The organism is Microlunatus sp. YIM B11417, from assembly GCF_059617205.1.
This window is the reverse complement of the sequence record NZ_JCAMPJ010000003.1, coordinates 1-26,993: the sequence shown is the minus strand read 5'-3', so window position 1 is coordinate 26,993 and position 26,993 is coordinate 1. Positions and strand designations below refer to the sequence as shown.

The following is a 26,993-nucleotide window of genomic DNA, read 5'->3' as shown; positions in this document are numbered from 1 at the left end:
TAGAGTCCCCCGAGGTCGTTCGTCAGCCCTACCGTACTCACAAGACGGGCAGCCTGCCCAGGGCCGCGAGCACATCGGCCGGATCCGCCGGGAGCCCGCGATCGGCCGCCGACCAGGCAAGATCCGCCGCCGCGACGAGCGCGTCCAGGGCGCTGACCTGGTCCTCCGGTGCTTCGGCGAGGGTGAGCCGGCCGTCTCGCAGCCGGGCCGTGCTCCGTCCGCGGGTGGCTTGTTCACCGTCCCGCTGTACGGGCCGCGGCGGGTCCAGCAGGGCCGCCAGGTCGAGCCCGACGTGGGTCGGCCGCTCCCCCGGACCGGCGGCGAGCAGGTCGGCCGGTCCACAGGAGCCGCTCAGCACGAACAGGCTGTCCAGCCCGACCGCCTCGGCCCCCGCGATGTCGGTGTCGAACCGGTCGCCGACGAAGATCGCCCGCTCGGCGCCGAGCCGGCGCAGGGTCTCGGTGATCAACGGCGGGTACGGCTTCCCGGCCACCTCGGGCTCGATGCCGACGGCGGTCCGTACCGCGGCGACGGCAGCGCCGTTGCCCGGCACGATGCCCCGGTCGGTCGGCCGGGTCGGGTCCGTGTTCGTGGCCAGCCAGTAGGCGCCGCGCTGGATCGCGATCGCCGCCTCGTTGAGCTGGGCCCAGGTCAGGTCGGTCCCGTACCCCTGGATCACCGCGATCGGCTCGTCGTCGGCGGACCGGACCGCGACCAGACCGGCCTCGGCCAGCGCCGCATCCACGCCCGTGCCGCCGACCACCAGGATCCGGGCTCCGGCACCGAAGCGTTCGGCGAGCAGCCGGGCGCCGGCCTGGGCCGATGTCACCACGTCGTCCGTCGTCGCCTCGATGCCCAGCTCCCGCAGGTGCTCCGCGACCACTTCGGGGGTCCGGGCCGCGTTGTTGGTCACGTACCCGATCCGGACGCCCCGCTCCCGGAGCCGCTTCAGCCCACCGGGCGCGCCGGGGACCGGCTCCGGCCCGAGGTAGACCACCCCGTCCAGATCGAACAGGGCGGCATCATAGGCATCGATCAATGCGTCCATGATCAACGAGCGCCGTCGGGACCGTCGACCGCTTCGTGATCATCGGCCGAGCCGCCGTCCTCGCTCGCCGCGGTGGCAGCGCCCTCGTCCTCGCCCGCCGCGGGCTCGTCGCCGGCATCGTCGGCCTCCTCGCCGGCGTCGTCATCGTGATCGCCGGCGTCGTCATCACCAGCGTCGCCGTCGTACGCGTCGTGATCATCGTCGAGCTCATGACCTTGGTCGGACTCGTCATGATCATCGCCGTCGTGATCATCGAGCTCGTCGTGATCATCGTCCTCGTCCAGGTCGAAGTCGATCGTCACCCCGTCCAGGGCGTCCCGCCGTTCGGCGGCGTCGGTCAACTGTTCCCGGTCGAGCTCGGCCGCGGCCGCGAACCAGTCCCGGGCGGCCGACTCGTCGCCGCGGTACGCCAGCACGTCGGCATAGGCGTAGCGCAGCCGGGCCGCGGCGTTCCGGCCGGGCTCGGTCAGTCGCAGATCGTCCACGGCCGCGCGCAGCAGCCGGGCCGCCTCGGCGTCCTGGCCGAGGTCACGCCGGGCGCCGGCCTCGACGATGATCATCTCGATCTGCTGAGCCGGGTCGAGCGGCAGATCCTTGGCCTCGCGGCTCAGCTTGAGCGCCGCCTGCGGCTTGCCGAGGGCGCGCTCGCAGTCGGCCATCGCGGGCAGCACGTCGTGGTTGCCGGACATCCTCCGGATGGCCCGGAACTCCGACAGCGCGACCTCGTACTTCCCGGCCGCGTACGCCGTCTCGGCCGCAGCCTCACGGACGATCGGCAGCCGCGCGGCCCGCCGCCGGGCGGCCTCGGCGAACTCGTACGCCTGTTCGGGGTCCTCCTCGATCAGCCGGCCGGCCATGATCAGAAAGCCGCCGACCTGCTCGGCCAGGTCCTTGGGCAGACCCCGCAGCTCGGCCCGAACCTGGCGCGGCAACTCCGCCTGGCTGACGTCGGCCGGCACCTTGGGCTCCCGTGGCGGACGGCTGAGCCCCGGCGGCGCGGCACGGCCTTCTCGGCGCCCCTCGCCGCCCCGACGGTCCGTCCGGTCGCGATCCGAGCCACCCCGATCCGAACGGCTCCAGTCCGACCGTCCACGACCCGAGCCGCCTCGGTCCGAACCACCCCGGTCCGAACGGCTCCAGTCCGAGCGCCCGCGATCCGAACCGCCTCGGTCCGAACCCCGGTCGGAACGGCCCCAGTCCGAGCGCCCCCGGTCCGAACCCCGGTCGGAACGGCCCCAGTCCGAACGCCCGCGATCCGAGCCCCGGTCCGAGCCTGCTCGGCCGGAGCCGCCTCGATCGGAACGGTTCCAATCCGAACGTCCGCGCTCTGAACCGCCACGGTCCGCACCACCCCGGTCCGAACGACTCCAGTCCGAACGCCCACGCTCCGGACCTCCACGGTCCGAACCGCTCCAACCCGAACGCCCGCGATCCGAACCGCCTCGGTCCGAACCACCGCGATCCGAACCACCGCGATCCGAACGACCCCGATCGGACCCGCTCCAACCTGAACGCCCGCGATCCGATCCGCCGCGACCGGCACCGCCCCGATCCGAACCGCTCCAACTCGAATTCCCACGACCCGAACCGCCGCGGTCCGAACCACCCCGGCCCGAGCCACCGCGATCGGAACCACTCCAGTCCGAACGCCCGCGATCCGAACCGCCGCGACCGGCACCGCCCCGATCCGTACGGTCGAAACGGTCGCCCGAGCGATCCCGATCCGAACGGTCGCGGTCCTTGTTGTCGTCGCGATCGCGACGGCCCCACTCATCGCCGCCGGACCGCGTCGGCCGATCCCCCCGGAAGCCGCCGCCCTGGCTCGAGCCCTTGCCCCGGTCACCCGCCGGCCGGTCCCGCTGCGGCCGGTCCCGCCAGGGCCGGTCACCTCCGCCCTGCCGATCGCTACTCTGCCGATCGCCGCGCCCGGTCCCGGGTCGGTCGGACCGGTCCTGCCCGCCCGGCTCCGCGCGTCGACCGCGGCCGCGCCGGTCGTCCGCGCGCCGCTCTGGTTCCGGCCTCGATGGGCCCTTGCCCCGGTCCTGATTCACCCGACAATCCTGCACCACTTTCGCCCCGACTCTTGACACGGGACAGCAGCGCCCTCCGGAAGCGGTGCTCACACGGGGCATCGGCCGATATCATCGTCGCGCCATGACTGAGCAGCTCACCCGTGATTCCCGACCCGCCACCGGCTACGCCTCCGTACCGCCGCAGATCGATCTGCCGGCGATGGAGCACGAGATTCTGGCCCTGTGGCAGCGGAACCGTACCTTCGACCGTTCCCTCGAGCAGACCGCCGACGGCGAGCCGTGGACGTTCTACGAAGGTCCGCCGACGGCGAACGGCAAGCCGGGCACGCACCACATCGAGACGCGCGTCTTCAAGGACGTGTTCCCGCGGTTCCGGACGATGCGCGGCTACCGGGTCGACCGCAAGGCCGGCTGGGACTGTCACGGGCTGCCGGTCGAGTTGGCGGTGGAGACCGAGCTGGGCCTGAACGGCAAGCCCGACATCGAGCGGTACGGGGTGGAGGCGTTCAACGCCAAGTGCCGGGAGTCGGTGCGCCGCCACGTCGACGCGTTCCGCGAGCTGACCGAGCGGATGGGCTACTGGGTCAATCTCGACGAGGCGTACGAGACGATGAACCCGACCTACGTCGAGTCGGTCTGGTGGGCGCTGAAGAAGATCTTCGACGCCGGCCTGTTGACGGAGGACTTCCGGGTCGCGCCCTACTGCCCCCGCTGCGGCACCGGCCTTTCCGATCATGAGCTCGCGCAGGGGTACGAGAACATCGTCGACCCCTCCGTCTACGTAAGGCTGCCGCTCACCTCGGGCCCGCACGCCGGCGAGGCGGATCTGCTGATCTGGACCACGACGCCGTGGACCCTGCCGTCCAACGCGTTGGTCGCGGTCAAGGCGGACGTGACGTACGCGGTCGCCGTCCATGATCAGAAACGGCCCGTCGTGGTGGCCGAGTCGCTGATCGACACCGCCCTCGGCGAGGGCTGGCGGGCGACGGCGACCTTCACCGGCGCGGACATGGTGGGCTGGACGTACGACCGTCCGTTCACGATCGTCGACTGGCCGGGCCGCGGCCATTTCGTGGTGACCGAGGACTACGTCACGACGACCGACGGCACCGGTCTGGTCCACCAGGCCACGGTCTTCGGTGCCGACGACTTCGACTCGGTGCGCCGCAACGGGGTCGAGTTGATCAACCCGATCAACACCCAGGGCCGGTTCGACGAGGGGCTGGACCTGGTCGGCGGCGTCTACTTCCGCGACGCGAACGAGGCTCTGATGGAGGACCTGGCCGCGCGCGGCCGGCTGTTCCGCCGGATCGACTTCGAGCACTCGTACCCGCACTGCTGGCGCTGCCACAGCGCCTTGATGTACTACGCGCTGCCGTCCTGGTACATCCGGACCACCAAGATCAAGGAAGCTCTGCTCCGGGAGAACGAGCGGACCACCTGGTATCCGGAGACGATCAAGTGGGGCCGCTACGGCGACTGGCTGAACAACAACATCGACTGGGCGCTGTCCCGGTCCCGCTACTGGGGTACTCCCCTGCCGGTGTGGCGCAACGACGCCGACCCGACCAAGCTCGTCTGCGTCGGGTCGCTGGCCGAGCTGTCCGAGCTGACCGGCACCGACCTCGCCGATCTTGATCCGCACCGCCCGTTCATCGACGAGGTGACGTTCACACGGCCGGGCGAGGAGGGGACCTACCGGCGGGTGCCGGAGGTGATCGACGCCTGGTTCGACAGTGGCTCGATGCCGTTTGCGCAATGGGGCTTTCCGCATCTGGAGGGTTCGGTCGAGCAGTTCGAGCAGGCCTATCCGGCGGACTTCATCTGCGAGGCGATCGACCAGACCCGCGGCTGGTTCTACACCCTGATGACCGTCGGCACGTTGGTGTTCGACGAGTCCTCGTACAAGAACGTCGTGTGCCTCGGCCACATCCTGGCCGAGGACGGCCGGAAGATGTCGAAGCACCTCGGCAACGTGCTCGATCCGATCGAGCTGATGGACTCCCACGGCGCCGACGCGATCCGCTGGTTCATGGCGGCCGGCGGCTCACCGTGGGCCTCCCGCCGGGTCGGCCACACCACGATCACCGAGACCGTCCGCAAGGTCCTGCTGACGTACTGGAACGTGGTCGCCTTCCAGGCCCTCTACGCGAACGCCAATCACTGGTCTCCCCTTGATCACGCGGAACCCACCCACGTCCTCGACCGCTGGCTCACCTCGATCACGCAGAAGTTGATCACCGAGACCACCGAGGCGTACGAGAACTTCGATCTGCAGCGCGTCGGCCAGTTGATCACCACCTTCGTCGACGATCTCTCCAACTGGTACGTCCGCCGCTCCCGCCGGCGTTTCTGGGCCGGCGACCGCGGCGCCCTGAGCACGCTGCACGAGACGCTCAACGTGCTGACCCGGCTGATGGCCCCGGTCGCCCCGTTCCTCACCGAGCGAGTCTGGCAGGACCTCTTCGCCGGTACGGATCCGGACGGCCCCGACTCGGTCCACCTGGCCAGCTGGCCGACCGCCGACGAGACCGTACGCGACGCCGACCTGGACGCCTCGATGCAACTGGCCCAGCGCCTGGTCGAACTCGGCCGCGCCGCCCGCTCCGAGGCCAAGATCAAGATCCGCCAGCCCCTGGGCCGCGCCCTGATCCCGACCGCCAGCCACGATCGCCTCGGCCCGGAACTCCGCGCCGAGATCGCCGCCGAGTTGAACCTGACCGCGGTCGAGTCGTTCACCGGCGCCGGCGACCTGGTCGAATACACCGCCAAGGGCAACTTCCGCGCCCTCGGCAAGCGCTTCGGCAAGCAGACCCCCCAGGTCGCCGCCGCGATCGCCGCCGCCGACGCCGCCGTGCTCGCCGAATCCCTGTCCAGCAAGGGAACCGCCACCGTCGACCACGACGGTGGCACCGAGGTCACGGCCGACGAAGTGATCATCTCCGAGCGCCCGAAGGAAGGCTGGTCGGTGATCAACGACCAGGGCGAAACCATCGCCCTCGACCTCGAACTGACCCCGGACCTGATCAAGGCAGGCCTCGCCCGCGAGGCGATCCGGCTAATCCAGGAGACCCGCAAGGACACGGGCCTCGAGGTCACCGACCGGATCAACCTCACCTGGTCCGCCGGCCCCGAACTCACCGAAGCCCTCCGCGAACACGCGACCCTGGTTGCCGACGAGGTCCTCGCCATCGAGTTCACCGAAGCCGAGCCCGCCGCAGACTGGCACCACTTCGAAGACCTCGATCTCACGCTCTCTCTACACAAGGCTGAATGAGGTCGCGGGCAACGATCCCGGGGGCCCACCGTGGTTCGCCGGCGCACCGTCGGCTAAGCGGACACGCCGCTGCCCTCAACCCATGATCTCGACAGCGGACGCAACTCGCCGTCACCTTCGACCATCAGCACGGCGGCAGGTAGTCCAAGGGGTTCGGACCATCGGTCAGCCCGACGTCTCGATTCGACGAACCACGGTGAGCCACCCGATCTGATGCGGCCCATCCATGATCGCAAGCCTCGTCCCCGGCCTCGACAGCTCCGCCGTCAGCTCTGGCGCGAAGAATCGGAACTCCACCGACGTCCCATCGCCGGTAGCGACAGCGGAGTCCAGTTCCATGGCAACGCTCCAGTGTCTGCCGCCCTCGGTGCCACCAGCGTCACGACTGTCTATCACCGTGGGCGCGAACCGCCCCGCGCACGGAGGCTTCACACGTCCCCTTCACGATAGGAAGAACCACTCGAGCCGTCCGATCGGATAGTTCTCGTACACAGAGGGTCCTAGCAGATCAAACAAGACACCGCCGCTGCGGAATTTCGAACGATCCAAGTCCAAGCAAAAACACGGATCAATTTTCCATTTATTGGACACATCTATTCTGGTCGGCGAGTCGCTTGGTCACGAAGAATTCTATCAAGCAGATTTCTACAAGCAGAATCTTCGTCAGGGAATTCTAATTCGTTCGCACGAAGTCCACGCTCGGTGTAGTAGACTACCCATCGCGAATCTTGACGTTCAAGAACAAATGCATCTGAAGCAAATCCTCCACTGAGAGAATACGAGAGCGGATCCACGTTCTGAGATTCGAGTTCCGCCTGCAAGGACTCGATGTTCACACCAACCTCCTATCGGACCGGCCGCAAAACACCTTCGCGTATCAGTTCCCCCACGGATCGCGGAAGCTCGTACTGAATGCCCCCACCAGGATAGCCAAACGCGGGTGCAGCGATCCCCCCGCGAACCTTGATATCTCGTACGACTTCATAGGTAGTGTACGTCCTTCCAGCATGGGTGCTCGGCAGGCCACGCTGAGAGAAGGGAGTTCCCTGCGGAGCGACGAACTGTCCTTCTTCGGGGCCGTATCGATCTATCCGTGTTCCGGGTTTGAGCGTGGTGGGTATCGGATTACCTAGAAAGCCGCGATTGGAAGGCCATCCCCACCTCCCCGACTTTTCAAGAGGTCCTTGTAGGTCCTTTGGGACATTCGTACCACCGCCACGGGAGACGATTCCGCCGCCGCTGCCACCGCCCCCACCGCCGCAATTGTGGACGAGAACTGCACCATCGCCGACGTGATAAGTGTGCGGCCCGGTCACCGACAGATTATAGGCTGTACCGAAGGCATACGGTTCTGCTGCAAGCCCGTCCGCTCGGATTTTGGCCCCATGCGCACTAAGTAGATACGCACCCGGAGATAGATCCCTCGCCTGCTGCCACGTCTCATCTTGCTTGTTATAGATTGGATGGTCTTCAGTGACTTGAATAACTTCACCGCTGCTTAGGCGGAGGTTGTAGAGAGCGTCATCGTGAACCCAAACACGCGTGACAATTTGAATCGTCGTCTCACCATTGTCGGGGTCAGTTGCTAAGACCCTGTCACCGACCTCAATGCCAGCGATCGCTTTTCTCGTGCCATCAGCAAGCAGCACCTGCGTGTCCTCCGCAAACGACATCGTGCATCGGAGAGAGTCGAAGAGCGTCACCCACGGGTTGCCTAGTCCGGGCACGAAGACCTGATTGCCGACCTCCTTGCCGACCTGACCGAACCCAGTCGTCGGCACCGCTCCGAACGCGATCTCCGGAGCGGCCTCACCGCTACCGGAACCGTCTCCAAGCGAGCCTCCGTAGCCGACCGCCGCCGAGGGTCCGGACCCCGTGTTGTCCTGACCGGTCTGACCATCGGTCGCGGTCCGTGAGAGTTCCCACCAAACGCCTGACTGGTCGGCCGGCGGTTTCGCGCGCGGCGGAGCCACATAGCTCGTGTCACCCGACGGACGAGGCGTATAACCCCGGGACTGCCGGCTCGGGCCGGAGCTGCGGGACCCGCCCGACCACGACCGGCCCGGTTTCGGCCGATAGCTGTGCCGCGGACGCCACGAATGGTTCACCGACTGACCGACCGAGGTGTCCGGCATCGGTCCCATGCCCACCGGGTTGTCCGGCATATAGGCCAGTCCCGACGGATCCGGATGGATCACCGGATTGCCGCCGCCGTAGGTATACGGCCCCCACTGCCGCGGATCAGACAGATTCAGCACCGGGTCGGGCGACAAGAACTTCCCCGACGCCGGGTCATACTCCCGCGCCCCCAGCCGGACCAGACCCAACGACTTGTCCTCGAGCCCGTCCACGAACCCGTGCGAACCCGAGAACGACGTGTTCCCGGTCCGCGGCTCCCCGTACGGCAACGACCGCCGAGTCTGGATCGCATTCGTCGCCCGGCTCAGCTGCCACGTCGCCGTGTTGTTCAGATCCGACCACAACGTGAACACGTCGCCATTCGCCGGTCCCGTCCGCACCGCAACCGTCCGGCCGACGAACGAGATGTACCGATTCGTCTTGAACGCACCCGTCGATCGCGTCAAGGTGATCTCGGTTTCACCCAGATACAGGGTCGTCGTCGTGGCATCCCGCCGAATCAACCGATTCCCCGACGGATCGTCGACAAACGCCACCGAGTCGCTCCCCCGCGAGGCGGTCGACAGTCGACCCTCCGGGTTCCAGGACAAGGTTTCGACACCGGCCGGACCGCCGGTGACGGCGCCGGCCGTCACGGTCCGCTCGGTCACGTTCCCGCCAGCGTCGTACTTCACCGGCGATGTCACCGCGGCCTGTCCCGGGGGCGTCACCGTGACAGCCGTCGCCTGATGCGGCTTCGGCTGCCCGCCACCCGGATAGGTCCAGGTCGATGTCGTGACCCCGGCCGCCGCATGGACCTTCTGCGAGGTCCGGTTCGAGGCCTTGTCGAAGGCCCATTCCCGGAAGTACGGCGACGGACCACCCAGCCCACTCACCGACGGCGCGACCGCACAGTCACCCGACGCCGGCGTCCACGCCTTCGTCAGACGCTGCAGATAGTCCATCGAGAAGCACTGCGTGTCTGCGGCAGCACCGGACTGCGGATGGGTCGCCCGAAGCTTCGTCAGCGCGCCCGCGTTGTTGTACGAGTAGAAGAGTTCGTAATCAGCCTTCGGGAACGTCTCCCGATCGAAGCGGGTCGAGGTCAGCCGGCCCGTGCCTTGATCGTAGGTGTCGGTCGTCCAGGACATCCGCGGCGACGCGTCACCGGTCGCGTACTGGAGCATCGGCCCGTAGGCCGAATAGATCGCCCCAAGCGCGTATGAACCGTACCCGCCAAGGTTCTTGAGCCGACCCATCGAGTCGTAGTCACGATCGAACTCCTCGGCCGGCAGATTGCCCATCGTCGGCAAGATCGTCTTCTCGATCGTCCCGTCGGGGAAGTAGGTGTGCGTCGACTGATAGGTGGCGGCCAGAGCCGGCTCGATCCACCCGGTGATCGCCGGCACCACGACCTCGGTCTTGGTCGGATTCCCGGCGGCGTCGAAGGTGACGTTCCGGGACGTGATCGCACCACCGCCGATGTAGCGGGTGGCGGCCGACAGGTAGCCCTTCCGGACCGTGTCGTAGCTCCACTCCGCGCGCTTGGCCCCGGTCGGGGTGTCGTCGCGCATGGTGGTCTGGCGGCCGAGGTTGTCGTAGGTGTAGGCCAGCGTTTCGCCACGGGCATCGGTGCTCGTGATCACCTGCCCACCGATGTCGTACGTCTTCGAACTCGTCCCGGCGTCCGAGTCGACGGTCTTGATCAAATTCCCGAGCAGGTCGTACTCGTAGGTCCACTTGTTCCCGGCCGCGTCGGTCATCGACGCGAGCTGCCCGTCGGGCGCGTAGCGGTAGACAGACTCGTCGTAGGTGCCGGTCGGCGTGGTCGCCTGATATTGGCGCAGGGCGGTCGTCCGACCCTGCACGTCCAGGAGTTGCGTGGTCGGAGTCGCCCCAGCCGGCGGAGTGATGTTGACCCGGTCGCCGCCATAGGACTGCGAGGTCGACCACTTGGTCTGGCCGAACGCGATCAAGGTCGACTTTGTGAGGCGACTGGCACCGTCATAGGTGGCCGACACGACCTGCGGGATCTGGGCGTCGATGACACTCAGGTACGCGGTGCTGGGTGCACCGCTGGCAAACGTCGGCCCCTCCTCGGTGATCACCAGTCCGCGGTCGTCGTAGGTCAGCTCCGACACCAGCCGGCCGGTCGTCTCGATCACCTGACCCAGCTCGTCGACGCCCTGGTCGGTGTTCTGGGTCTGCGTCTGCCGCGGCCGGAGCAGGCCGTCGTAGAGCTGGATCCCGCGCAGATAGCCGCCATCCCACTTCAGCGTGTCCGTCGTGACGGCGGTCGGTCCGGTCGCCGAGCTGGTGTAGGCGTACTTCACCGACGGCGCTGACGGATTCGATGATCTTGGTCGGCCGGGGAGCCATACCGAGGTCGCTCTGCCGTAGTGGTCGTAGGCGGTCTCGGTGACGGCCCCGTCGGGCGCGACCACCTTGGTCGGTGCACCCCAGCGCGCGTCGTAACTCGTCGTCGAGACGTGCGCAGTCAGCGGACCGGTGCCGTCCGGGTCGGCTGAGGTCGTGGTCAACGAGCTCAGAATGCCTGCACCGGAAGGGCTGTAGCTGGTCGACGTCGTGTGCCCGAGCGCGTTGGTCACGGACTTCGGACGGCCGATCGCGTCGTAGCTCGACTCTGCCGTCACCGAGTACGTGCCGGGAAGCTGCGTCAGCTCCTCGGACTTGGTCGGCAGCCCCTTGCTCACTTCGCCGAGCGGCAGCCCGTCGTAGTACGTGCGTGAGTCGCCCAGCACCTGCGCGTCCGTCGGCGCGTCGGGCCAGGAGGCGCACGTGGTCGCGCGAGTCCTGAGGGTCGCCTCGGCACCGAGGATCCAGTTCGTCAGATTCCGTGCGTACGTGTAGCGCGTGCAGGTCTCGTCTCCGGTGACCCCAACGTCTCCGACGTCGTCGACCTGAGTGGCGTAGCCATGATCGTCGTAGGCGGTGCGGAACTCCGACCGACGGTAGCCGCCGGCGGCCAAGGCCGTCCGGGTCCGACTCTTCGCGACTCCGACCAACGTGGCCTTCGTGCCGCCGCCGGCGGTCTCCGCCAGCGTGGCGTAGTCGAGGATCGTGCCGGTCACCTCGCCGCCCGAGGGCCCCAGGTAGGTGATCGTTTCGCGGGCCTGACCGGCCAGACGCCAGTCATCGGCGACGGCCACGTCTTCGGAATCGGTCACGTCGACCGACTTGGTGCCGCCGGACGGTGCGGCGCGATCCCCATCGAGGCCTCGGAAGTACAGCGTCTCGCTCCGCAAGGCCGTCGACGATGCGGGGTCTCCCGTCACCGTCCTGACCTGCGAATAGCCTGCCCACTCGCTCCAGGTCCGTTTGCTCGACCACGGATTGCTGTCGTAACGCCAGGCGGGCGTTCCCAGGTACGTGAACGTCTTGCGGACCTGGTACGTCGACAAGCCCGAAAGATCGAACTCGTTGACCGTCTGCACGACGTACTTGTGGAAGTAGTGGCGGGACAGGTCGTAGCGTCCCGGCGGCACCCACCAGACCGGGAAGCACCGGCGGTTGTTGCTCTCTGGCGCCGAAGGCAACGACTCCAGCGTGCAATCCTTCGCGCTGTATTTGATCAAGGTCTCGCGACCGGACTCCGACTTGACCGAAGCGATCCGGAACTTGTTCAGCGGCGGAGCGATGTTGCCGATCGTGTCTTCGACACCGTCGATCCGGTTCGCCAGTCGCGTACCGCCGAACTGCACGACCGGCATCGGAGAAGCGCCGGCGGCGGCCGCATGGGTGATCGTTTGCAACCACAGGGCCGAGGTCGTCCCGTCGGTCGTGCTGGGGAAGCGATGATCAAGAGTCCATCGCTCCACCTCGCTGAACGTCGTTCCGGCCAGTCGCTCCGTCCTCACCTGCGTCAGCCGCTTGCGCGTGAAGAAGGTGGGTGCGTGTCGTCCGGCGCAGGAGGTCGTCGAGGTGCAGATCTGATCTTGGGGAACGTCCGGCCAGGCCGAGGCATTCGCGGCATCCAGGACAGAACAGTTCTGGGTCGAGGTTGGCAGGCAACGCTCGGCCGTGGTGAACACGACCCGTGCCGGCGCCGTCGCCGGATCCTCCGCCCCGGATCGCTGGCCGTAGTCGATCCGAGTGAGGTAGCCGCCCCGGACGTAGCTCGAGACCGCGGTGTTCAGGTTCCGTCCGTAGTTGTTGGTCTCCTTCACGTAGTAGTAGGTCATCGAGTTGCCGTGCAGGTCCACGACGTAGTCGAGGTTCCAGCGCCAGGCCTGGTCGCAGAATGAACTCGCGAACGAGGATCCGTTGCAGGGCTCGGAACTGTGGTTGCCCGCGACCGGAACGGTCCACGTCGACGCCGTTTCCGGGCTGCTCGCCTGCGCTCTGCCGCGGCCGAACGAGAACTGCGTTCCGTCCGGCATCGTGACTTTCCAGGACTCGCGATCATTGTCGCCGTTGGCCCAGGCCGAGGTGACCTTCTCGAACCGAGTTCCGTCGTCGCGGCGCAGCCGGTACTCATTCGTGGTGCCCACCCGGATGAGTTCGCCCGATTGTGCGCCGAACGACACCAGGTAGCGCTCCCCCGGCCAGCAAAGATCACCGGTCTTCTCGGTGTTGTTGGCGCCCGTGCCCATGTCGTCGGAACACGGCTGATACTGGCGTTCGATGTAGCCGGGAGACAGGTCCCAGCCCTCGCCGATCCAGGACGGTTGATTGTTGGCGGAGCTCGTACGCCCGTCAACCGATTGGGATGAATACGACACGGCGAGATCCGGCATCAGATCACCGGCGACACTCGGCACCCGGAACGGATGGGACCAGGCGAAGTCGCCGCTGGGTCCACCGGCTGACCACGATCCGGTTGCCGCCAGATTCGTAACGGCGAAGGAACCTGCGGATCCCGACGCCCCGGCGGTCACCGCCAGCAGCGTCGACTGGTCCGAGGCCGCCAGCCCGATGATCTTGGACTGATCCGGATCGTTCGCCTGGCTCAGTTCCGTCTGGGTTCGGCATTCCGCCCGCTCCGGAGTGGTCACTGCGCAGTCGGGAAGGCTGACCAGGCGTGCCCGGTGCGCCCAGTCACCGCCTGCCGGGGCGAAGCCCGAATAGTCGACTTCCACCGCGAGCTCCGCTGCGGCCTTCGCCGCTCGCGGGTCGAGCTGCTTGACCTCCAGCACAACTCCGGAGACGCCCAACCGTTCGGCCGTGCGCCGATCGTGGGCTTGCACGTCCACCGCACCGAAAGCTTCCTCCGTGCGTGGCGTGAGTCGTGCCTTCTTGGCAGCCTCCGACGCACCGCGGCCCACCCACACCGGAAGATCTCCGGCCTTGATCATTCCGCCTCTTACCGACCGGGACGAACCAGCGCTCGCGGGGTCAGTTGGAATCCCAGTGGCCTTGCCGTCTGGCCAGACGATCGGCCCCGGCCGCCAAAGGTCCATCTCGGCGGACAGCCTGTCGGTCGTCGAGTCGCGGGTCTTCACACCCTCGCCGGATACCGGCACCAAGGGCTTCACCGGAGGCCGCCTCCGCGGATCGGCTGGCTGGTGCGGATCTGCGATCGCCGGCTCGAAGCCGGCGATCGACAGCATGACGGCCGCGGTCAGTGCAGCTGCCGCCGAAATGATCAACCGCTTCCTCATCGCAGTCTTCCTTTCAGCATCCGGTGCTGGGCCGGCCCGCTTGACTGATCGCTTCAACCTGATTGGCGTCGAGAACGCCTTGATAGAGCAGCACCTCGTCGATCACGCCCTGCCAACCGACGGTCCCGAAGCCACCGCTCGGGGCTCCGCCGACCATCAGTCGATCGGAGTTGAACACTCCGGTCGTCAGGTTGCGTTGTACGGCTAGCTGGCCGTTGACATAGAGCGCTGCTGACTTCGTCGTGGGATTCCACACCGCGGTCAAATGCGTCCAGGCGTTGACCGCCACGGGGACCGTGGTGTTCATGAACGATCGACCGCCGTAGGCGCCGTCGTCGTCGAGGGTGAGAAACCAGTTCGCTGTTCCGTCGGCAGTCGTCTTCCGGTAGCCGATCATGAACGCCGACGCACTTCCGGTGAAGGTCGACACTGCTGCCGCTTCGAACCCCGAGCCGGTCTCCACCGCGGCCAGGCCGGTGGGCTTGACCCAGGCGGAGATCGCGTACTGCTTCGAGGTGTCGCCGGGATCGGCGCTCGAGGTGAGGTTCCGAACCCCGCTGGTCGGCGCCACCCCCAACGCCTTGTCCGTGCAGTCGAGGATCCCGCCCTGCGGGTTGCGATAGAACCGTCCTTCGGTGAACGACGTGCCCGCGGGAACGGTCAGATCGGCCGACCAGATGCCGTCCGGTGCGGTGTCGGTTCTGGTGTCAGTGCCGTTGCCGTCCAGGCGGAACCGGTGCGACGGAAGAGTTCCGTCGACCTTGAAGACGGTGCGACTGGTCGTGCTCCGGTTGCCGGCCCGATCAACGGCGTACGCGGTGATGAAGTTTGGTCCGAACTGGGGCACGACGATGCCGCCGACGGTGGCCACGCCACCCAACGTCGACGGCTCGGCTCGTTGGGACGGGGTGTCGGTGTTCAGTCCCCAGACGTAGTAGGCCGAGTCCCTGATCGTCCCGGTGATCGTGAACGACATCGGATCGCCGACCTTGGGGTTCGTGGCCGGAGTCGTCACGGTCGGTGGTGTCGGAGCATCGGTGTCCACCCAGAAATCGGCCGTGGGGCTAGTGGGTGACCAGACCCGGCTGTCGTAGGAACGAGCCGAGATCAGGTAGCGGTTACCGTGGGCAAGTCGTCCTGAGGGCACCGCTGCCTGGGCGACCTGCCCGCTGGGAACGCCGTCGGCGTCGAGGGTGAACGAGGCCGATCCGGTCGCCGCGGGATCGACCGTGAAACGAACGTCGAGCCGGTCGCCATCGGGGTCCGACACCGACGTCCGCAGCGTCGGTGTCGAGTCGGAAACGTACTTCGTTCCCGCATAGTCGACCCACTCCAGCGCCGATGGCGTCGACGGCGGGTTGGGCGCACGGTTGAACGTGACCGAGATGAACGGATACGTGCCGTCGTTGTCGAACTGGCGCCAACCGAGTTTCTCGGACTCGTTGGCCGATCTGAGCCCGATCGTGTAGGTCGTCCACCCTTCGTCAGCGACGATCTGCGCACCGTTCTTCACGTTCCATTCGGTCGGCGTGAATCCCGGGCACTGCGTGCTATTGCCGTGCGCGACGTAACTGGTGTCCAGCTTCGATCGCCATTCGGGTTGATTCGTCCAGGTCGTCGACGAGGAGATCCCACCCGTGTACCACGCCTCAACGCCCGGCACATCCGTGTTCACACCACAGCCCCGAGCCGAATGGATCTGTTTGTGTGACAGCGTCGCGCTGAGAATGGTGGTATTTCGGAACGCCGAGGCGTCGAAACGATAGAAGACTCTGGACTTCTTGTCGCCCTCCCAGCCGTCGTATCCGACCCGAGCGTGCTCCGAACCGTCGTCCCAGAATTCCTGTCCGTCCGACCAGACCATCGACCATGCCGATCGTTCGCGAGAGATCGCAGGGTCGATGACGACCGGGAAGCGCGTCGTGGGATCGGACAGGAAGGCCTGGTCCGGCGTCAGCACCAACTGGTCATCGGTGACCCGAAGACCGACCACGCTCGACCGGGACCCTTGCTGCTCCGGCAGCCGAATCGCGGCCGCTGAGGTCTCGGCCGCAGTGCCCTCGTCGGTGACAGGCGACTCCCACATCCGTAGCTGGGACGAGGAGAACACGGCTGCCCCGTCAGAGGACTCGGCGACCAGCCCGCCGTTACGCTCCGATACAACCAGTCCCTCGGCGTCGAATCCGAGACGTAGCTCCGATAGAAGCGGATCCGTCGCCGCAGCGGGGGTTCGGACGACGAGGAACTGTCGGGCTCCGGTCGGAGTGACCTGAACGGCAAGATCAATTCCCGGCGCGACCTCCGGCCAGATTGCCAGATTGCCGTCCAGCTTCGGCTCGGGGAGTTCCTCCCGCCAGCTCAGGCTCATCGATCGCGTGCCATCGCGGACGGTGATGAACGGCCGGGAGCCATGATCGACAACGGTGTCGACCGTGGTGGCCGCAGCGACCACTTTGCCGTCTCCACCGCTGACCAACCTAGTGTCGAGCGGCTCCCAGCGTCCGGCGCGCTCGACTCGGACCGGAATCGCGGAGATCTCTGCCAGCAGATTCCCTGATTCAGGATCGGCGACGACCCGCTGCGTCTCGGTGGTCAGCGAAGACACCTCGACCGGTCGATTCTCCGCCATCGCCTTGGCCATGGCTTGTGCCTCGGTCAGCTCTCCCGATTCAGGAGGAACGTCCTGAAAGTCCGACCCGCCGTCCGGCGGACGCCCGTCCGGATCCGCGTACGCAGGCGTCACCGCGGCCGTAGCAATCAGGCACACCAACACCAGGAAAACCGAAAAATGACAACCCCGAGTAAACACCCGCACGCCTCCGACCCGCAGATGAAGCAGCCCCGTCGCCGCTGAGTGGCATAACTTTCAGCCGGGATCGAAAGGAAAACCCTGAAACGTACGGATCGTTATCTTTCCGTTATATGATTGGACTGCAGCCCCACAGCCAAACGATCATGGAACCTGATCACTGATGATCTTGCGGTTCGGCGTGGTGCGCGAGCCCGTCGAGGAGGCGGTCGAGGCCGAAGACGAGGGCTTCGTTCTGGCCTCCGGAGGTTGCCGCAGCGGTGAAGGCGGCGGCGGTTTCCGGGTAGCGGTCGGCGTGCTTGGTCAGGACACCGGCCATCAGCTGGGCGACTCCCGTTTCCACATCGACGGAGGGGTCCCCCACCGCCTGCTGGACGGCTCCGCGCACGTGCCAGACGATCATTGCGATGGCGTCCAGGCGAGCGGCTCCGCCAAGGGAGGTCGTACGGAGGGCGCGCAGGCCGGCTTCGGTCCAGGCGAGTTCGTTCGGGCCGAAGGGGCGGATGCCGACCGAGAGCGTCAGGGTCCACGGGTGGCGAATCATCTCGGCGTGCAGGGCGAGTGCCCAGGCTTGTAGGCCGGCTCGCCAGTCCAGTTCGTCGCCGATCTCGGGAGGGACACCGAGTCCGCGGTCGAGCATCAGGGCGAACAGTTCATCCTTCCCGGGCGCGTAGCGGTAGAGGGACATCTTCGTGACGCCGAGCCGGTCGGCAATTCGCTGCATCGTCACGGCATCGAGGCCGTCGGCGTCAGCCAGCCCGATCGCGGTCTCGATGATCTGATCCAGGCTGATCCGCGGCTTCGGCCCGCGCTTGGGCCGCTGCTCCTCGGGCCACAGCAGGGCGAACGCCTCGCGGTGATCCATCACACCTCCCCTACTGGCTTGACCCGGCCCAGTGTCTACCATACGGTTTCTGTGTCCATTGGACACAATTAATGCTCAGGGGGTACGGATGTCCGTTCGCAAGGTTCTGATCTCGGGTGCCAGCATCGCCGGGCCGGCGACGGCGTGGTGGCTGGCCCGTTACGGCTACGACGTCACGATCGTCGAGCGCGCGCCGGAGCTGCGCGGTGGCGGGCAGGCGGTGGACTTCAAGGGGACCACGCATCGCATCGTGCTGGAGCGGATGGATCTGTGGGACGCGATTCATGATCGCCAGACCGGGCGGACCGATCTTCAGCTCGTCGATGATCATGATCGGGTCAAGGCGGTGATCCCGGGCGAGTTCTCCGGCGGCGACGTGGAGATCCTGCGTGGCGACCTGGCCACACTGCTGCACGAGCGCACCCAGGACTCCTGCCGCTACCTGTTCGGTGATCACCTGACCGCACTGACCGAGACCGCGGACGGCGTCGAGGCGACGTTCGCCCACCACGACGCGGAGCGGTACGACCTCGTGATCGGCGCCGACGGCGTCCACTCCGGTGTCCGCCGACTCGCCTTCGGCTCTGAGCGCGACTACGTCCGGCACCTCGGCTACTACTACGCGGTGGTCGGCGGCTCACCCATCCGGGCCGGCGGCGCGGAGCCGGGCCGCTCGGTCGGTGCGATGTACAACGAGCCAGGACGCATGATCACCGACGGCGGGTCGAAGGCTCCCCAACTGTACGTGTTCGCCTCTCCCCTGCTCGACTACGATCGCTCGAATGTCCTGGCCCAGAAGGGAATTCTCACCGACGCATTCCGCGGCGCCGGCTGGCGCACCCCACGACTGCTGGCCGCCCTGCCCGACCAGCAGGACTTCTACCTCGACTCGATCAGCAAGGTGGTCACCGACCGCTACACCACCGGGCGGTTCGCCCTGGTCGGCGACGCGGCCTACGCGAACACCCTCGGCGGCTTCGGCACCGGGCTGGCGCTCGTCGGCGGCTACGTGCTGGCAGGCGAGCTGGCCTCGGCCAAGGGTGATCATCGGGTGGCCTTCGACCGCTACACGTCGATCATGTATCGCTACGCGAAGATCGCCCGGAAGGGCAACGCCGGGCCGTTCCTGGCGCCGACCTCGAACCTCAAGATCAGGTTGCGCGACCTGACGTTCGCCAACAGGTTCCTGCTCGGCCTGATGATGAAGCTGACCGACGACTACGCCAACGACATCGAGCTGCCGCGGTATCCAGACTGATCATGCCGCCCTGAGCCACCAACGCTCGCCGAGCCAGTCGAAGGGCAGCCACATCAGCCCTGGCCCTTCGACAGGCTCAGGGCACGTGGACGATCCGGGGATCACGGCTCGACGATGATCACTTCCGGACCCGCGGCGGTCAGCTCGGCCAGCAGCTCGCGATCGGCGCCCGAGTCGGTGATGATCAGGTCGACCTCGCTCAACGTACCGAAGGCGCAGAAGGAGTCCCGGCCGACCTTGCCGGAGATCACCGGCACGATCCGCCGCCGGGCCGACAGCAGCATGGCCCGCTTCACCGCAGCCTCCTCGGGATTGGTCGTGGTCAGCCCGCGAGCGGCCGTCAGGCCGTTGACACCGATGATCGCGACGTCGACGGCAAGGCTCTCCAACCGCCGGCTGGTCGCGGCGTCCACCGCCGCCGAGGTCAGGCCGCGGATCAACCCGGGCAGCGTGAGCACGGTCAGCGTCGTGGCTTGAGCCAGATACTGCGCCGCCGGCAGGTTGTTGGTGACCACCGCCGCGCCACCGTCCCGCGCCATGGCCTGCGCACAGCTGAACGTCAGCGAGCCCGAGTCGAGCATGATCACGCCGTCGGCCGGCAACTCCTCGGCGACCCGGTCGGCGATCGCGAGCTTCTCCGCCCGCTGCTCCGCGTGCCGCGCCGCCAGGGCCTGCTCGAACGGCGTCGAGTCGACCAGCCGAGCGCCCCCGCGCACCCGGCGCACCGTTCCGCGCCGGGCCAGCACCTCCAGATCCCTGCGTACGGTCTCGGCGGCGACCCCCAGCCGGCGACCGATCTCGGCGACGCTCACGTCCCGTCCCGGCACGGTCAGCAGGAACTCCGCGATCGCCTGCTGCCGCTGCGGCGGATACATCGGCAAGGTGTCAGCGCTGCCCACGACGCCCATTCAAACACGAACGGATCGTTTCAACACACATTCGGGCACCATTTGTACCACTACAGGTCCATTTCGGTCTGGACCGGGCACGCTTTGATGGGTTATGGTCACAAACGGGCAGCCGAATGCGGAGGCTGGCCACGGCGATCAAGCGGCAGGGAGGCCGGCCTTCGATGACCACGACCAAGCGCTCCAGAGCCAGGCGCACAGCACCGGTGCAACTCGCGGGGCTGAGTTTGAGCCTTTTGGGCCTGACGGTGACCGGCTGTGCCGGCTTCGGCAACATCGGCAATCAACCGGGCGTGACGACGGTGACCTTCGCCAGCGTCAACAACCCGCAGATGCAGGACCTGGCCCAGCTCATCCCCGAGTTCGAGAAGGCCCATCCCAACATCAAGATCAACACCTTGATGATGGAGGAGAACGATCTTCGCAACGCCGCGACCAAGGACGTCGCCACCGAGGGCGGGCAGTACGACGTGATGACGGTCGGCCTCTACGAGGTGCCGATCTGGGGTCAGAACGGCTGGCTGGTCGACCTGACCGATCAGGCGAAGCAGGACCCGAGCTACGACGTCGACGACATCTTCACCCCGGTGCTGGACGGCGTCTCCTATCAGGACCGGTACTACGCGATGCCGTTCTACGGCGAGTCCTCCTTCCTCATGTACCGCAAGGATCTGTTCGAGCAGGCCGGGCTGGAGATGCCGGAGCGTCCGACCTGGCAGCAGGTGGCCGACTTCGCCAAGCAGCTCAAGACCGATGACCGGGCCGGCATCTGCCTCCGCGGCAAGCCCGGCTGGGGCGAGATGTTCGCGCCGCTGACGACGATCGTGAACACGTTCGGTGGGCAGTGGTACGACGAGAACTGGCAGGCCCAGGTCGACGCGCCCGGCTTCCGCAACGCGATCCAGTTCTACCTCGACACGCTCAAGGCCGGCGGCGAGGCCGACCCGGTCTCCTACGGGTTCACCGAATGCCTGAACCTGGTCGGCGGCGGCAACGCGGCCATGTGGTACGACGCCACCTCGGCGGCCGGCTCGCTCGAATCGGGACCGAACAAGGGCAAGTTCGGCTACGTCCGCGCCCCGGTCGAACAGACCAAGGACTCCGGCTGGCTGTGGTCGTGGAACCTCGGCATCAACGCCAGCGTGAAGGACGATCCGGAGAAGCAGGCGGCGGCCTGGGAGTTCGTCAAGTGGGCCACGTCGAAGGAGTACGTCCAGCTCGCCGGCGAGCGGATGGGCTGGCCGCGCGTACCCTCCGGGACCAGGGCCTCGACGTTCGAGATCCCCGACTACGTGGCCTCGGGCGAGGAGTTCGCCCCACTCACCGCGGAGATCATGAGCGAGGTCAACCCGAAGCAGCCGGGCGTCGCACCGCAACCGTGGATCGGCATCCAGTACGTGACGATCCCCGAGTTCCAGGACGTCGGGAACCAGACCTCGCAGCTGATCGCGGACGTGATCGCCGGCCGGCGCGACCTCGACGGCGCGCTCCGGGACGGCCAGGCGATCGCCCAGCGAGCCGGCGACAAGCAGAAGAACCAGTGAGGGCGCGATGACCACTACAGCAGCAGACCGGGTCCCGGCCGCGACCGGTCCGAAGCCGGCCAAGCCGGCCAAGGTCAAGATCAAACTGACCGGTCAGGATCTCGCCGAGCGGATCTTCGCGCGCAAGCTGATCCTGCCCGCGTTGGTCGTGGCGATCGTGATCACCCAGGTCCCGTTCATCGCCACCATCGTCTACTCGTTCGCCGACTGGAACCTGGCCCGGCCCGAGCAGCGCGGCTTCGCCGGCTTCGACAACTACATCGCCGTCGTCGCCAATGGCGCCTTCCTCCCCTCGGCCCTGGCCACGGTGCTGATCGTCGGCGGCTCGGTGATCCTGTCGCTGATCCTCGGCCTGGTCTTCGCCGTCCTGCTGGACCGCAAGTTCAAGGGGCAGGCGATCGCTCGGACGCTGTTGATCACACCGTTCCTGGTGATGCCGGCCGCGGCCGCGCTGATCTGGAAGTACTCGATGCTGGACGTCGGTACCGGCATGATCAACTACGGGCTGTCCTTCTTCGGCGTCGATCCGGTGGCCTGGAACACGAACTTCCCGATGCTGACGATCATCTTCACGCTGACCTGGCAGTACACGCCGTTCATGATGTTGATCTTGCTGGCCGGCCTGCAGTCCCAGTCCGGTGAGGTGCTGGAGGCGGCCGACGTCGACGGCGCCGGTCCGCTGCAGACCTTCCGCTACATGACGCTGCCGCACCTGAGGACGTACGCGGAGCTGGCCACCCTGCTCGGCACGGTGATGATGATCCAGGTGTTCGACCCGGTGAACATCATGACCAAGGGCACCGGCGGCACCAAGACGCTGCCGTACCTGCTCTACGAACGGGCCTTCATCGGCCAGGAGATCGGCGAGGCCGCCGCGTACGGCGTCGTCACGGTCATCCTGACGATCATCGTCACCACGATCGCGCTGCGGACCCTGTTCCGCGTCTTCACCGAGGAGGCACGCTAATGGCCACCGCGACGGCAACCGCGCCGCAGGCCGCCGAACCCCGGGCCGCGGTCCCGCGCGGCGGCAGCCGGTTCACCCGGCGGAAGGTCGGCGGCGTGATCGTCACCGGCATCACCTGGGTGCTGGTCTTCCTGTTCTTCTTCCCGGTGCTCTGGATGGTGCTGAACAGCTTCAAGTCCGAGGCCGGCGCGGCGGCGTTCCCGCCCCAGATCGTCGCCGACTTCAGCTTCGACCGGTACGGCCAGGTGTTCGAGCGCGGAATGGGCCTCTATCTGGCCAACTCCGCGGCGGTCTCGATCCTGTCCACTGTCGTGGTGATGGCGCTCGCCATCCCGGCCGCGTACGCCCTGTCGGTGCGGCCGATCGGGAAGTGGCAGGACGCGCTGTTCTTCTTCATCTCCACCCGGTTCATGCCGGTCGCCGCGTCGATCATCCCGGTGTTCCTGCTGCTGCGGATCGTCGGCGGCCTGGACAACCTGTGGTGGCTCGGTGCCCTCTATCTCGGGATCAACCTGCCGCTGGCGATCTGGATGATGCGGTCCTTCTTCGCCGAGGTGCCGCGGGCGGTCGTCGAGGCGGCCCAGGTGGACGGCGCCTCGTACTCCCGGGAACTGTGGCGGATCTCGCTGCCGATCGTCGCGCCCGGCGCGGCCGCGGCGGCCCTGATCTGCTTCATCTTCGCCTGGAACGAGTACTTCCTGTCCAACCTGCTGACCGCGGTGGTGGCCCGCACGACGCCGCCGTTCCTGGGCAGCTTCGTCGACGGCCGTGGGCAGTTCGTGGCGGTGCTGTCGGCGGCCGCGACGATCGCCGTCCTTCCGGTGATCGCGGCCGGCTGGATCGCCCAGAAGCGACTGGTCCGGGGGTTGGCGATGGGGGCGGTCAAGTAATGCGGGCGATCGTCTTCACCGGGCCCGGCGCGTTCGAGCTCGTCGAGGTGCCGGACCCGAGCCCCGGTCCGCGCGAGGTCGTCGTCGAGGTGTCCGCGGTCGGGATCTGCGGGACCGACGTGCACGTCCTCGACGGCGAGTTCGAACCGACGGTCTTCCCGATCACGCCAGGACACGAGACGTCCGGCATCGTGGTCGCGGTCGGCTCCGAGGTGTCCGAGTTCTCCCCCGGCGACCGGGTGTCGGTCGATCCGACGCTGACCTGCGGCGAGTGCACGTACTGCCGGAACGGGCGGCCGAACCTGTGCCAGCGCTGGGACGGCGCCGGCGTCGCCCGGACCAACGGCTCAGCGGCCGACTTCATGGTCGCGCCGGTGCGCAACGTCTACCGGCTGCCGGACGGGGTCGACCTCGAGCTGGCGGCGCTGATCGAACCGCTGTCCTGCGCCATCCACGGCTACGACCTGCTGCCCCGCCGGCTCGGCGAGCACTATCTCGTGTACGGCGCCGGAACCATGGGGTTGATGATGGCCCAACTGGCGCCGCGAGCCGGAGCCGCCTCGGTGACGGTGATCGACCGCAACCCGGACCGGCTGCAGGTGGCCCGGGAGGTCGGCATCGAGCGAGTGGCCGAGGCGGCCGACCAGGTCGAGCGGCCCGGCGGCTGGGACGTGGTGATCGACTGTACGGGGGTCGTCGGCGCGATCGAGGACGGACTCGGGAGGGTGCGCCGGGGAGGCACCTTCCAGCAGTTCGGGGTCGCGCCGACGGACGCCCGGGCCGGCTTCTCGCCGTTCCGCGTCTACAACGACGAGATCACCGTGGTCGGATCGATGGCGGTACTGAACTCGTACGAGCGTGCGGTCGAGTTGTTCGCCGCCGGAGTGCTCAACGCGGCACCGATGGTGAGCCACGCCTTCCCGCTCACCGAGTACGGGCCCGCGCTGGACACGTTCCGCGCCGGCACCGGACGGAAGCTGCAGCTGCGGCCGGCGCTGGACCGGACGATCGAGCTGACCGACCCCGCCCCGGCCGCCGTATCGTGAGTCCGGGCGAGGCGGGCGATCCGATGCGGGCGGAGGACCGGCAGTCCACGCTGGCCGAATGGCTGGCGGCCGAAGGCAGGATCGACGTGATCACCGCTGCCGACCGGCTCGGCGTCGCGCCGGAGACGATCCGGCGGGACCTGCGCGTCATGGAACGTTCCGGGCTGCTGCGCCGGGTCCACGGCGGGGCGGTGACCGCCGACTCAGACCCGATCGCCGCGCTCGGCCGGCCGGCCACGGTGGACCCGGCAGATCTGGACTGGGCGGCCGACGTCTGGGCCCTGCTGCCGCGGACCGGCACCGTGCTGCTGGGCACCGGTGAGCCGACGCTGACCCTGGCCAAACTGATCGTCACCGAGGCCGACGACCTGACCGAGCTGACGATCGTCACGAACTCGCTGGACGCCGCGCTGGTACTGTCCCGTGCCCCCGGGCTGTCGGTCTACAACCTCGGCGGTACGGTCTCGGCCCGCACCCGGGCCCAGGAGGGCGACTGGGCGCTCACCGAGCTGCGCCGGCTGCACACCGACGTCAGCGTGATCTGCCCGGCCGGTCTCCACCCTGATCACGGGCTGACTCAGCAGACGCCGGCCGCCGCGGCGGTGTCGGAGGCGGAGGTGGCGGCCGGGACCGCGGTGGTCGCTCTCACGGCTCCGGAATCGTTGGGCAGCACAGCGCTGGTCCGGTTCGCCTCGCTGGAGGCAGTGGACGCGCTGGCGGTCGCCGGCGCCGTACCCGAGCGGGCCCTGCGTCCGTACCGCGAGGCCGGGATCAAGATCATCACCCCGCGTCCGACGGCCGACCAGGCCGCCGACGACGCGGGCGCGGGCGCTATCGTCGGAGCCTGAAGTAGCGTGCGCTGAGCCTGTCGAGAGTGCCAGCCAGATCAGGTGGTCTGCCCTTCGACAGGCTCAGGGAGCGTTCTGGCTGAACCCCTGATCCCTCTATGTGCCCGGGAGCTCACATGCGACTCGTCGCCGGCGTCGACTCGTCCACCCAATCGGTCAAGATCGTGGTCTGCGATGCCGACACCGGCGACGTGGTCCGCACGGCCCGCGCGCCCCATCCGGACGGCACCGAAGTGTCGGCGCAGGCCTGGCTGGACGCGTACCGAACAGCCACCGCGGATCCGGGCCTGCTGGACGGGGTCGAGGCGATCGCCGTCGCCGGTCAGCAACACGGGATGGTGACCCTGGACGAGGACGGCGAACTGGTCCGCGATGCCCTGCTCTGGAACGACAACCGGTCCGGCGGCGACGCCGTCGACCTGATCGCCGAGCTCGGCGGGGCGCACGCCTGGGCCGAGGCCACCGGTTCCGTACCGGTGGCGTCGATGACCGTGTCGAAGGTGCGCTGGCTGGCCCGTAACGAGCCGGACAACGCTGCTCGCACCCACAGCGTCGTTTTGCCGCACGACTGGCTGACCTGGCAGCTCGGTGATCGGAGCTTCGCGCCCGTCACGGACCGCGGCGACGCCTCAGGCACGCTCTACTTCGACCCGACCGGCAACGAGTACCGGCAGGACCTGGTCCGAATGGCCATGGGACGGGACCTGGAGTTGCCGCGGGTCGCCGCGCCCAACGAGGTGGTCGGCGAGACGCCCTGGGGCGCGGTGATCGCGCCCGGCACCGGTGACAACATGGCCGCGGCGCTCGGGCTGGGTCTCCGCCCTGGCGAGGCCGTGGTCTCGCTCGGCACCAGTGGCACCGCCTACGTCCGGTCCGACCGGCAGACCCACGAGGAGACCGGCACCGTCGCTGGGTTCGCCGATGCCACCGGCGCCTTTCTGCCGCTCGTCTGCACGCTGAACGGCGCCCGCAACCTGGTCGCCACTGCCGAACTGCTCGGCGTCGAACTGGCCGAGTTCGACAAGCTCGCCCAGAGCGCGCCGCCCGGAAGCGAGGGAGTCAGCTACCTTCCTTACCTGGAAGGGGAACGGACTCCCCCGCTGCCGGATGCCACCGGCCAGCTGCTCGGCCTCACGCTGAAGAACCTCACACCCGCGAACCTGGCCCGCGCCACCGTCGAGGGCGTCCTGTGGAGCCTCGCGTACGGGATCGAGGTGCTGCGGCGGGAGGCCGGCGACATCGGCCGGATCACCCTGACCGGTGGAGCCGCCCAGTCGGCCGCGGTACGCGCCATCGCGCCGGCCGTGTTCGGCCTGCCCATCGCCTTCACCGAGCCGTTCGAGAGCGTCGCCGTGGGAGCCGCCCGCCAGGCCGCCTGGGCGTCGACCGGTGAATGGCCCGAGTGGGAGGTTCCCGTCCTCGGCCAGCACGAGCCAGACTCGACCGAGGTCAAAGCGGCCGGCGAACTCGGTGAGCGCTATGTGGATCTGCTGCACCGCAACTTCCCGCAGACCGCAGCCTGATACGCCATAAACCAGAACGCTCCCTGAGCTTGTCGAAGGGCAAGGCCACATTCAGGCTTTGCCCTTCGACAGGCTCAGGGAGCGTTTCCCCAAAGGAACGCAAAAACATTTCAAGGTCGACCCCGCAAAATTGGGGGTCGACCTTGAAATGTGTATGACCGGCGACGTCCTAGTCTCCCACACGGCTCCCCGTGCAGTACCATCGGCGCTGTGAGGCTTAACTTCCGGGTTCGGAATG

General features: G+C 67.6%; 14 protein-coding genes and 1 rRNA gene. 8 read left to right on the top strand and 7 right to left on the bottom strand.

All coding sequences use genetic code 11. The features are described 5' to 3' along the window. Nucleotides 1-37: 37 nt before the first annotated feature. On the bottom strand, nucleotides 38-1,051 hold the full coding sequence (locus AC6CCG_RS15270) for an HAD-IIA family hydrolase (protein ID WP_496656267.1): 1,014 nt from the start codon (nucleotides 1,049-1,051) through the stop codon (nucleotides 38-40). Continuing rightward, entirely contained in the window at nucleotides 1,051-2,007 is a 957-nt protein-coding gene (locus AC6CCG_RS15265; protein ID WP_496655426.1) for a hypothetical protein, read from the bottom strand. Before AC6CCG_RS15265 ends, AC6CCG_RS15270 begins: the two co-directional genes overlap by 1 nt. 1,195 nt (nucleotides 2,008-3,202) lie before the next feature. Here AC6CCG_RS15265 and ileS point away from each other — a divergent pair. After that, nucleotides 3,203-6,358 (top strand): isoleucine--tRNA ligase, encoded by a 3,156-nt coding sequence (ileS, locus tag AC6CCG_RS15260; RefSeq protein WP_496655425.1) that lies wholly within the window; start codon nucleotides 3,203-3,205, stop codon nucleotides 6,356-6,358. An 845-nt stretch (nucleotides 6,359-7,203) separates the two neighbouring features. On the opposite strand, the gene AC6CCG_RS15255 is transcribed toward ileS, so the two are convergent. The 3 genes from AC6CCG_RS15255 to AC6CCG_RS15245 form a co-directional block, all read right to left on the bottom strand. After that, the gene (locus AC6CCG_RS15255) at nucleotides 7,204-14,097 is read right to left on the bottom strand and encodes a glycohydrolase toxin TNT-related protein (protein WP_496655424.1); all 6,894 of its coding nucleotides are present in this window, start codon (nucleotides 14,095-14,097) and stop codon (nucleotides 7,204-7,206) included. A 13-nt stretch (nucleotides 14,098-14,110) separates the two neighbouring features. Further along, nucleotides 14,111-16,870, bottom strand: coding sequence for a LamG-like jellyroll fold domain-containing protein (locus tag AC6CCG_RS15250; RefSeq protein WP_496655423.1), 2,760 nt, complete (start codon nucleotides 16,868-16,870; stop codon nucleotides 14,111-14,113). 193 nt (nucleotides 16,871-17,063) lie between these two features. Then, the gene (locus AC6CCG_RS15245; protein ID WP_496655422.1) at nucleotides 17,064-17,771 is read right to left on the bottom strand and encodes a TetR/AcrR family transcriptional regulator; all 708 of its coding nucleotides are present in this window, start codon (nucleotides 17,769-17,771) and stop codon (nucleotides 17,064-17,066) included. An 88-nt stretch (nucleotides 17,772-17,859) separates the two neighbouring features. On the opposite strand from AC6CCG_RS15245, the gene AC6CCG_RS15240 reads away from it, so the two are divergent. Next, nucleotides 17,860-19,029, top strand: a complete 1,170-nt coding sequence (locus AC6CCG_RS15240; RefSeq protein WP_496655421.1) for an FAD-dependent monooxygenase — start codon at nucleotides 17,860-17,862, stop codon at nucleotides 19,027-19,029. Between the two features lie 101 nt (nucleotides 19,030-19,130). Here AC6CCG_RS15240 and AC6CCG_RS15235 read toward each other — a convergent pair whose 3' ends face one another. Beyond that, entirely contained in the window at nucleotides 19,131-19,928 is a 798-nt protein-coding gene (locus AC6CCG_RS15235; protein ID WP_496655420.1) for a DeoR/GlpR family DNA-binding transcription regulator, read from the bottom strand. A 245-nt stretch (nucleotides 19,929-20,173) separates the two neighbouring features. On the opposite strand from AC6CCG_RS15235, the gene AC6CCG_RS15230 reads away from it, so the two are divergent. The 6 genes from AC6CCG_RS15230 (at nucleotide 20,174) to xylB (ending at nucleotide 26,755) form a co-directional block, all read left to right on the top strand. Continuing rightward, on the top strand, nucleotides 20,174-21,481 hold the full coding sequence (locus AC6CCG_RS15230; protein ID WP_496655419.1) for an ABC transporter substrate-binding protein: 1,308 nt from the start codon (nucleotides 20,174-20,176) through the stop codon (nucleotides 21,479-21,481). Between the two features lie 7 nt (nucleotides 21,482-21,488). Beyond that, complete coding sequence (locus AC6CCG_RS15225) at nucleotides 21,489-22,448, top strand: carbohydrate ABC transporter permease (protein WP_496655418.1); 960 nt, start codon at nucleotides 21,489-21,491, stop codon at nucleotides 22,446-22,448. After that, nucleotides 22,448-23,338, top strand: a complete 891-nt coding sequence (locus AC6CCG_RS15220) for a carbohydrate ABC transporter permease (RefSeq protein WP_496655417.1) — start codon at nucleotides 22,448-22,450, stop codon at nucleotides 23,336-23,338. The genes AC6CCG_RS15225 and AC6CCG_RS15220 overlap by 1 nt, the downstream gene beginning before the upstream one ends. Next, nucleotides 23,338-24,384 (top strand): zinc-dependent alcohol dehydrogenase family protein, encoded by a 1,047-nt coding sequence (locus tag AC6CCG_RS15215; protein ID WP_496655416.1) that lies wholly within the window; start codon nucleotides 23,338-23,340, stop codon nucleotides 24,382-24,384. Before AC6CCG_RS15220 ends, AC6CCG_RS15215 begins: the two co-directional genes overlap by 1 nt. A 23-nt stretch (nucleotides 24,385-24,407) precedes the next feature. Continuing rightward, nucleotides 24,408-25,232 carry a DeoR/GlpR family DNA-binding transcription regulator gene (locus tag AC6CCG_RS15210; RefSeq protein WP_496655415.1) on the top strand — a complete coding sequence of 275 codons (825 nt, stop codon included), beginning with the start codon at nucleotides 24,408-24,410 and terminating at the stop codon, nucleotides 25,230-25,232. 116 nt (nucleotides 25,233-25,348) lie between these two features. Then, nucleotides 25,349-26,755 carry a xylulokinase gene (xylB, locus tag AC6CCG_RS15205; RefSeq protein ID WP_496655414.1) on the top strand — a complete coding sequence of 469 codons (1,407 nt, stop codon included), beginning with the start codon at nucleotides 25,349-25,351 and terminating at the stop codon, nucleotides 26,753-26,755. A 156-nt stretch (nucleotides 26,756-26,911) separates the two neighbouring features. Here xylB and rrf read toward each other — a convergent pair. Then, a 5S ribosomal RNA gene (gene rrf, locus AC6CCG_RS15200) occupies nucleotides 26,912-26,993 on the bottom strand; the annotation flags it as partial.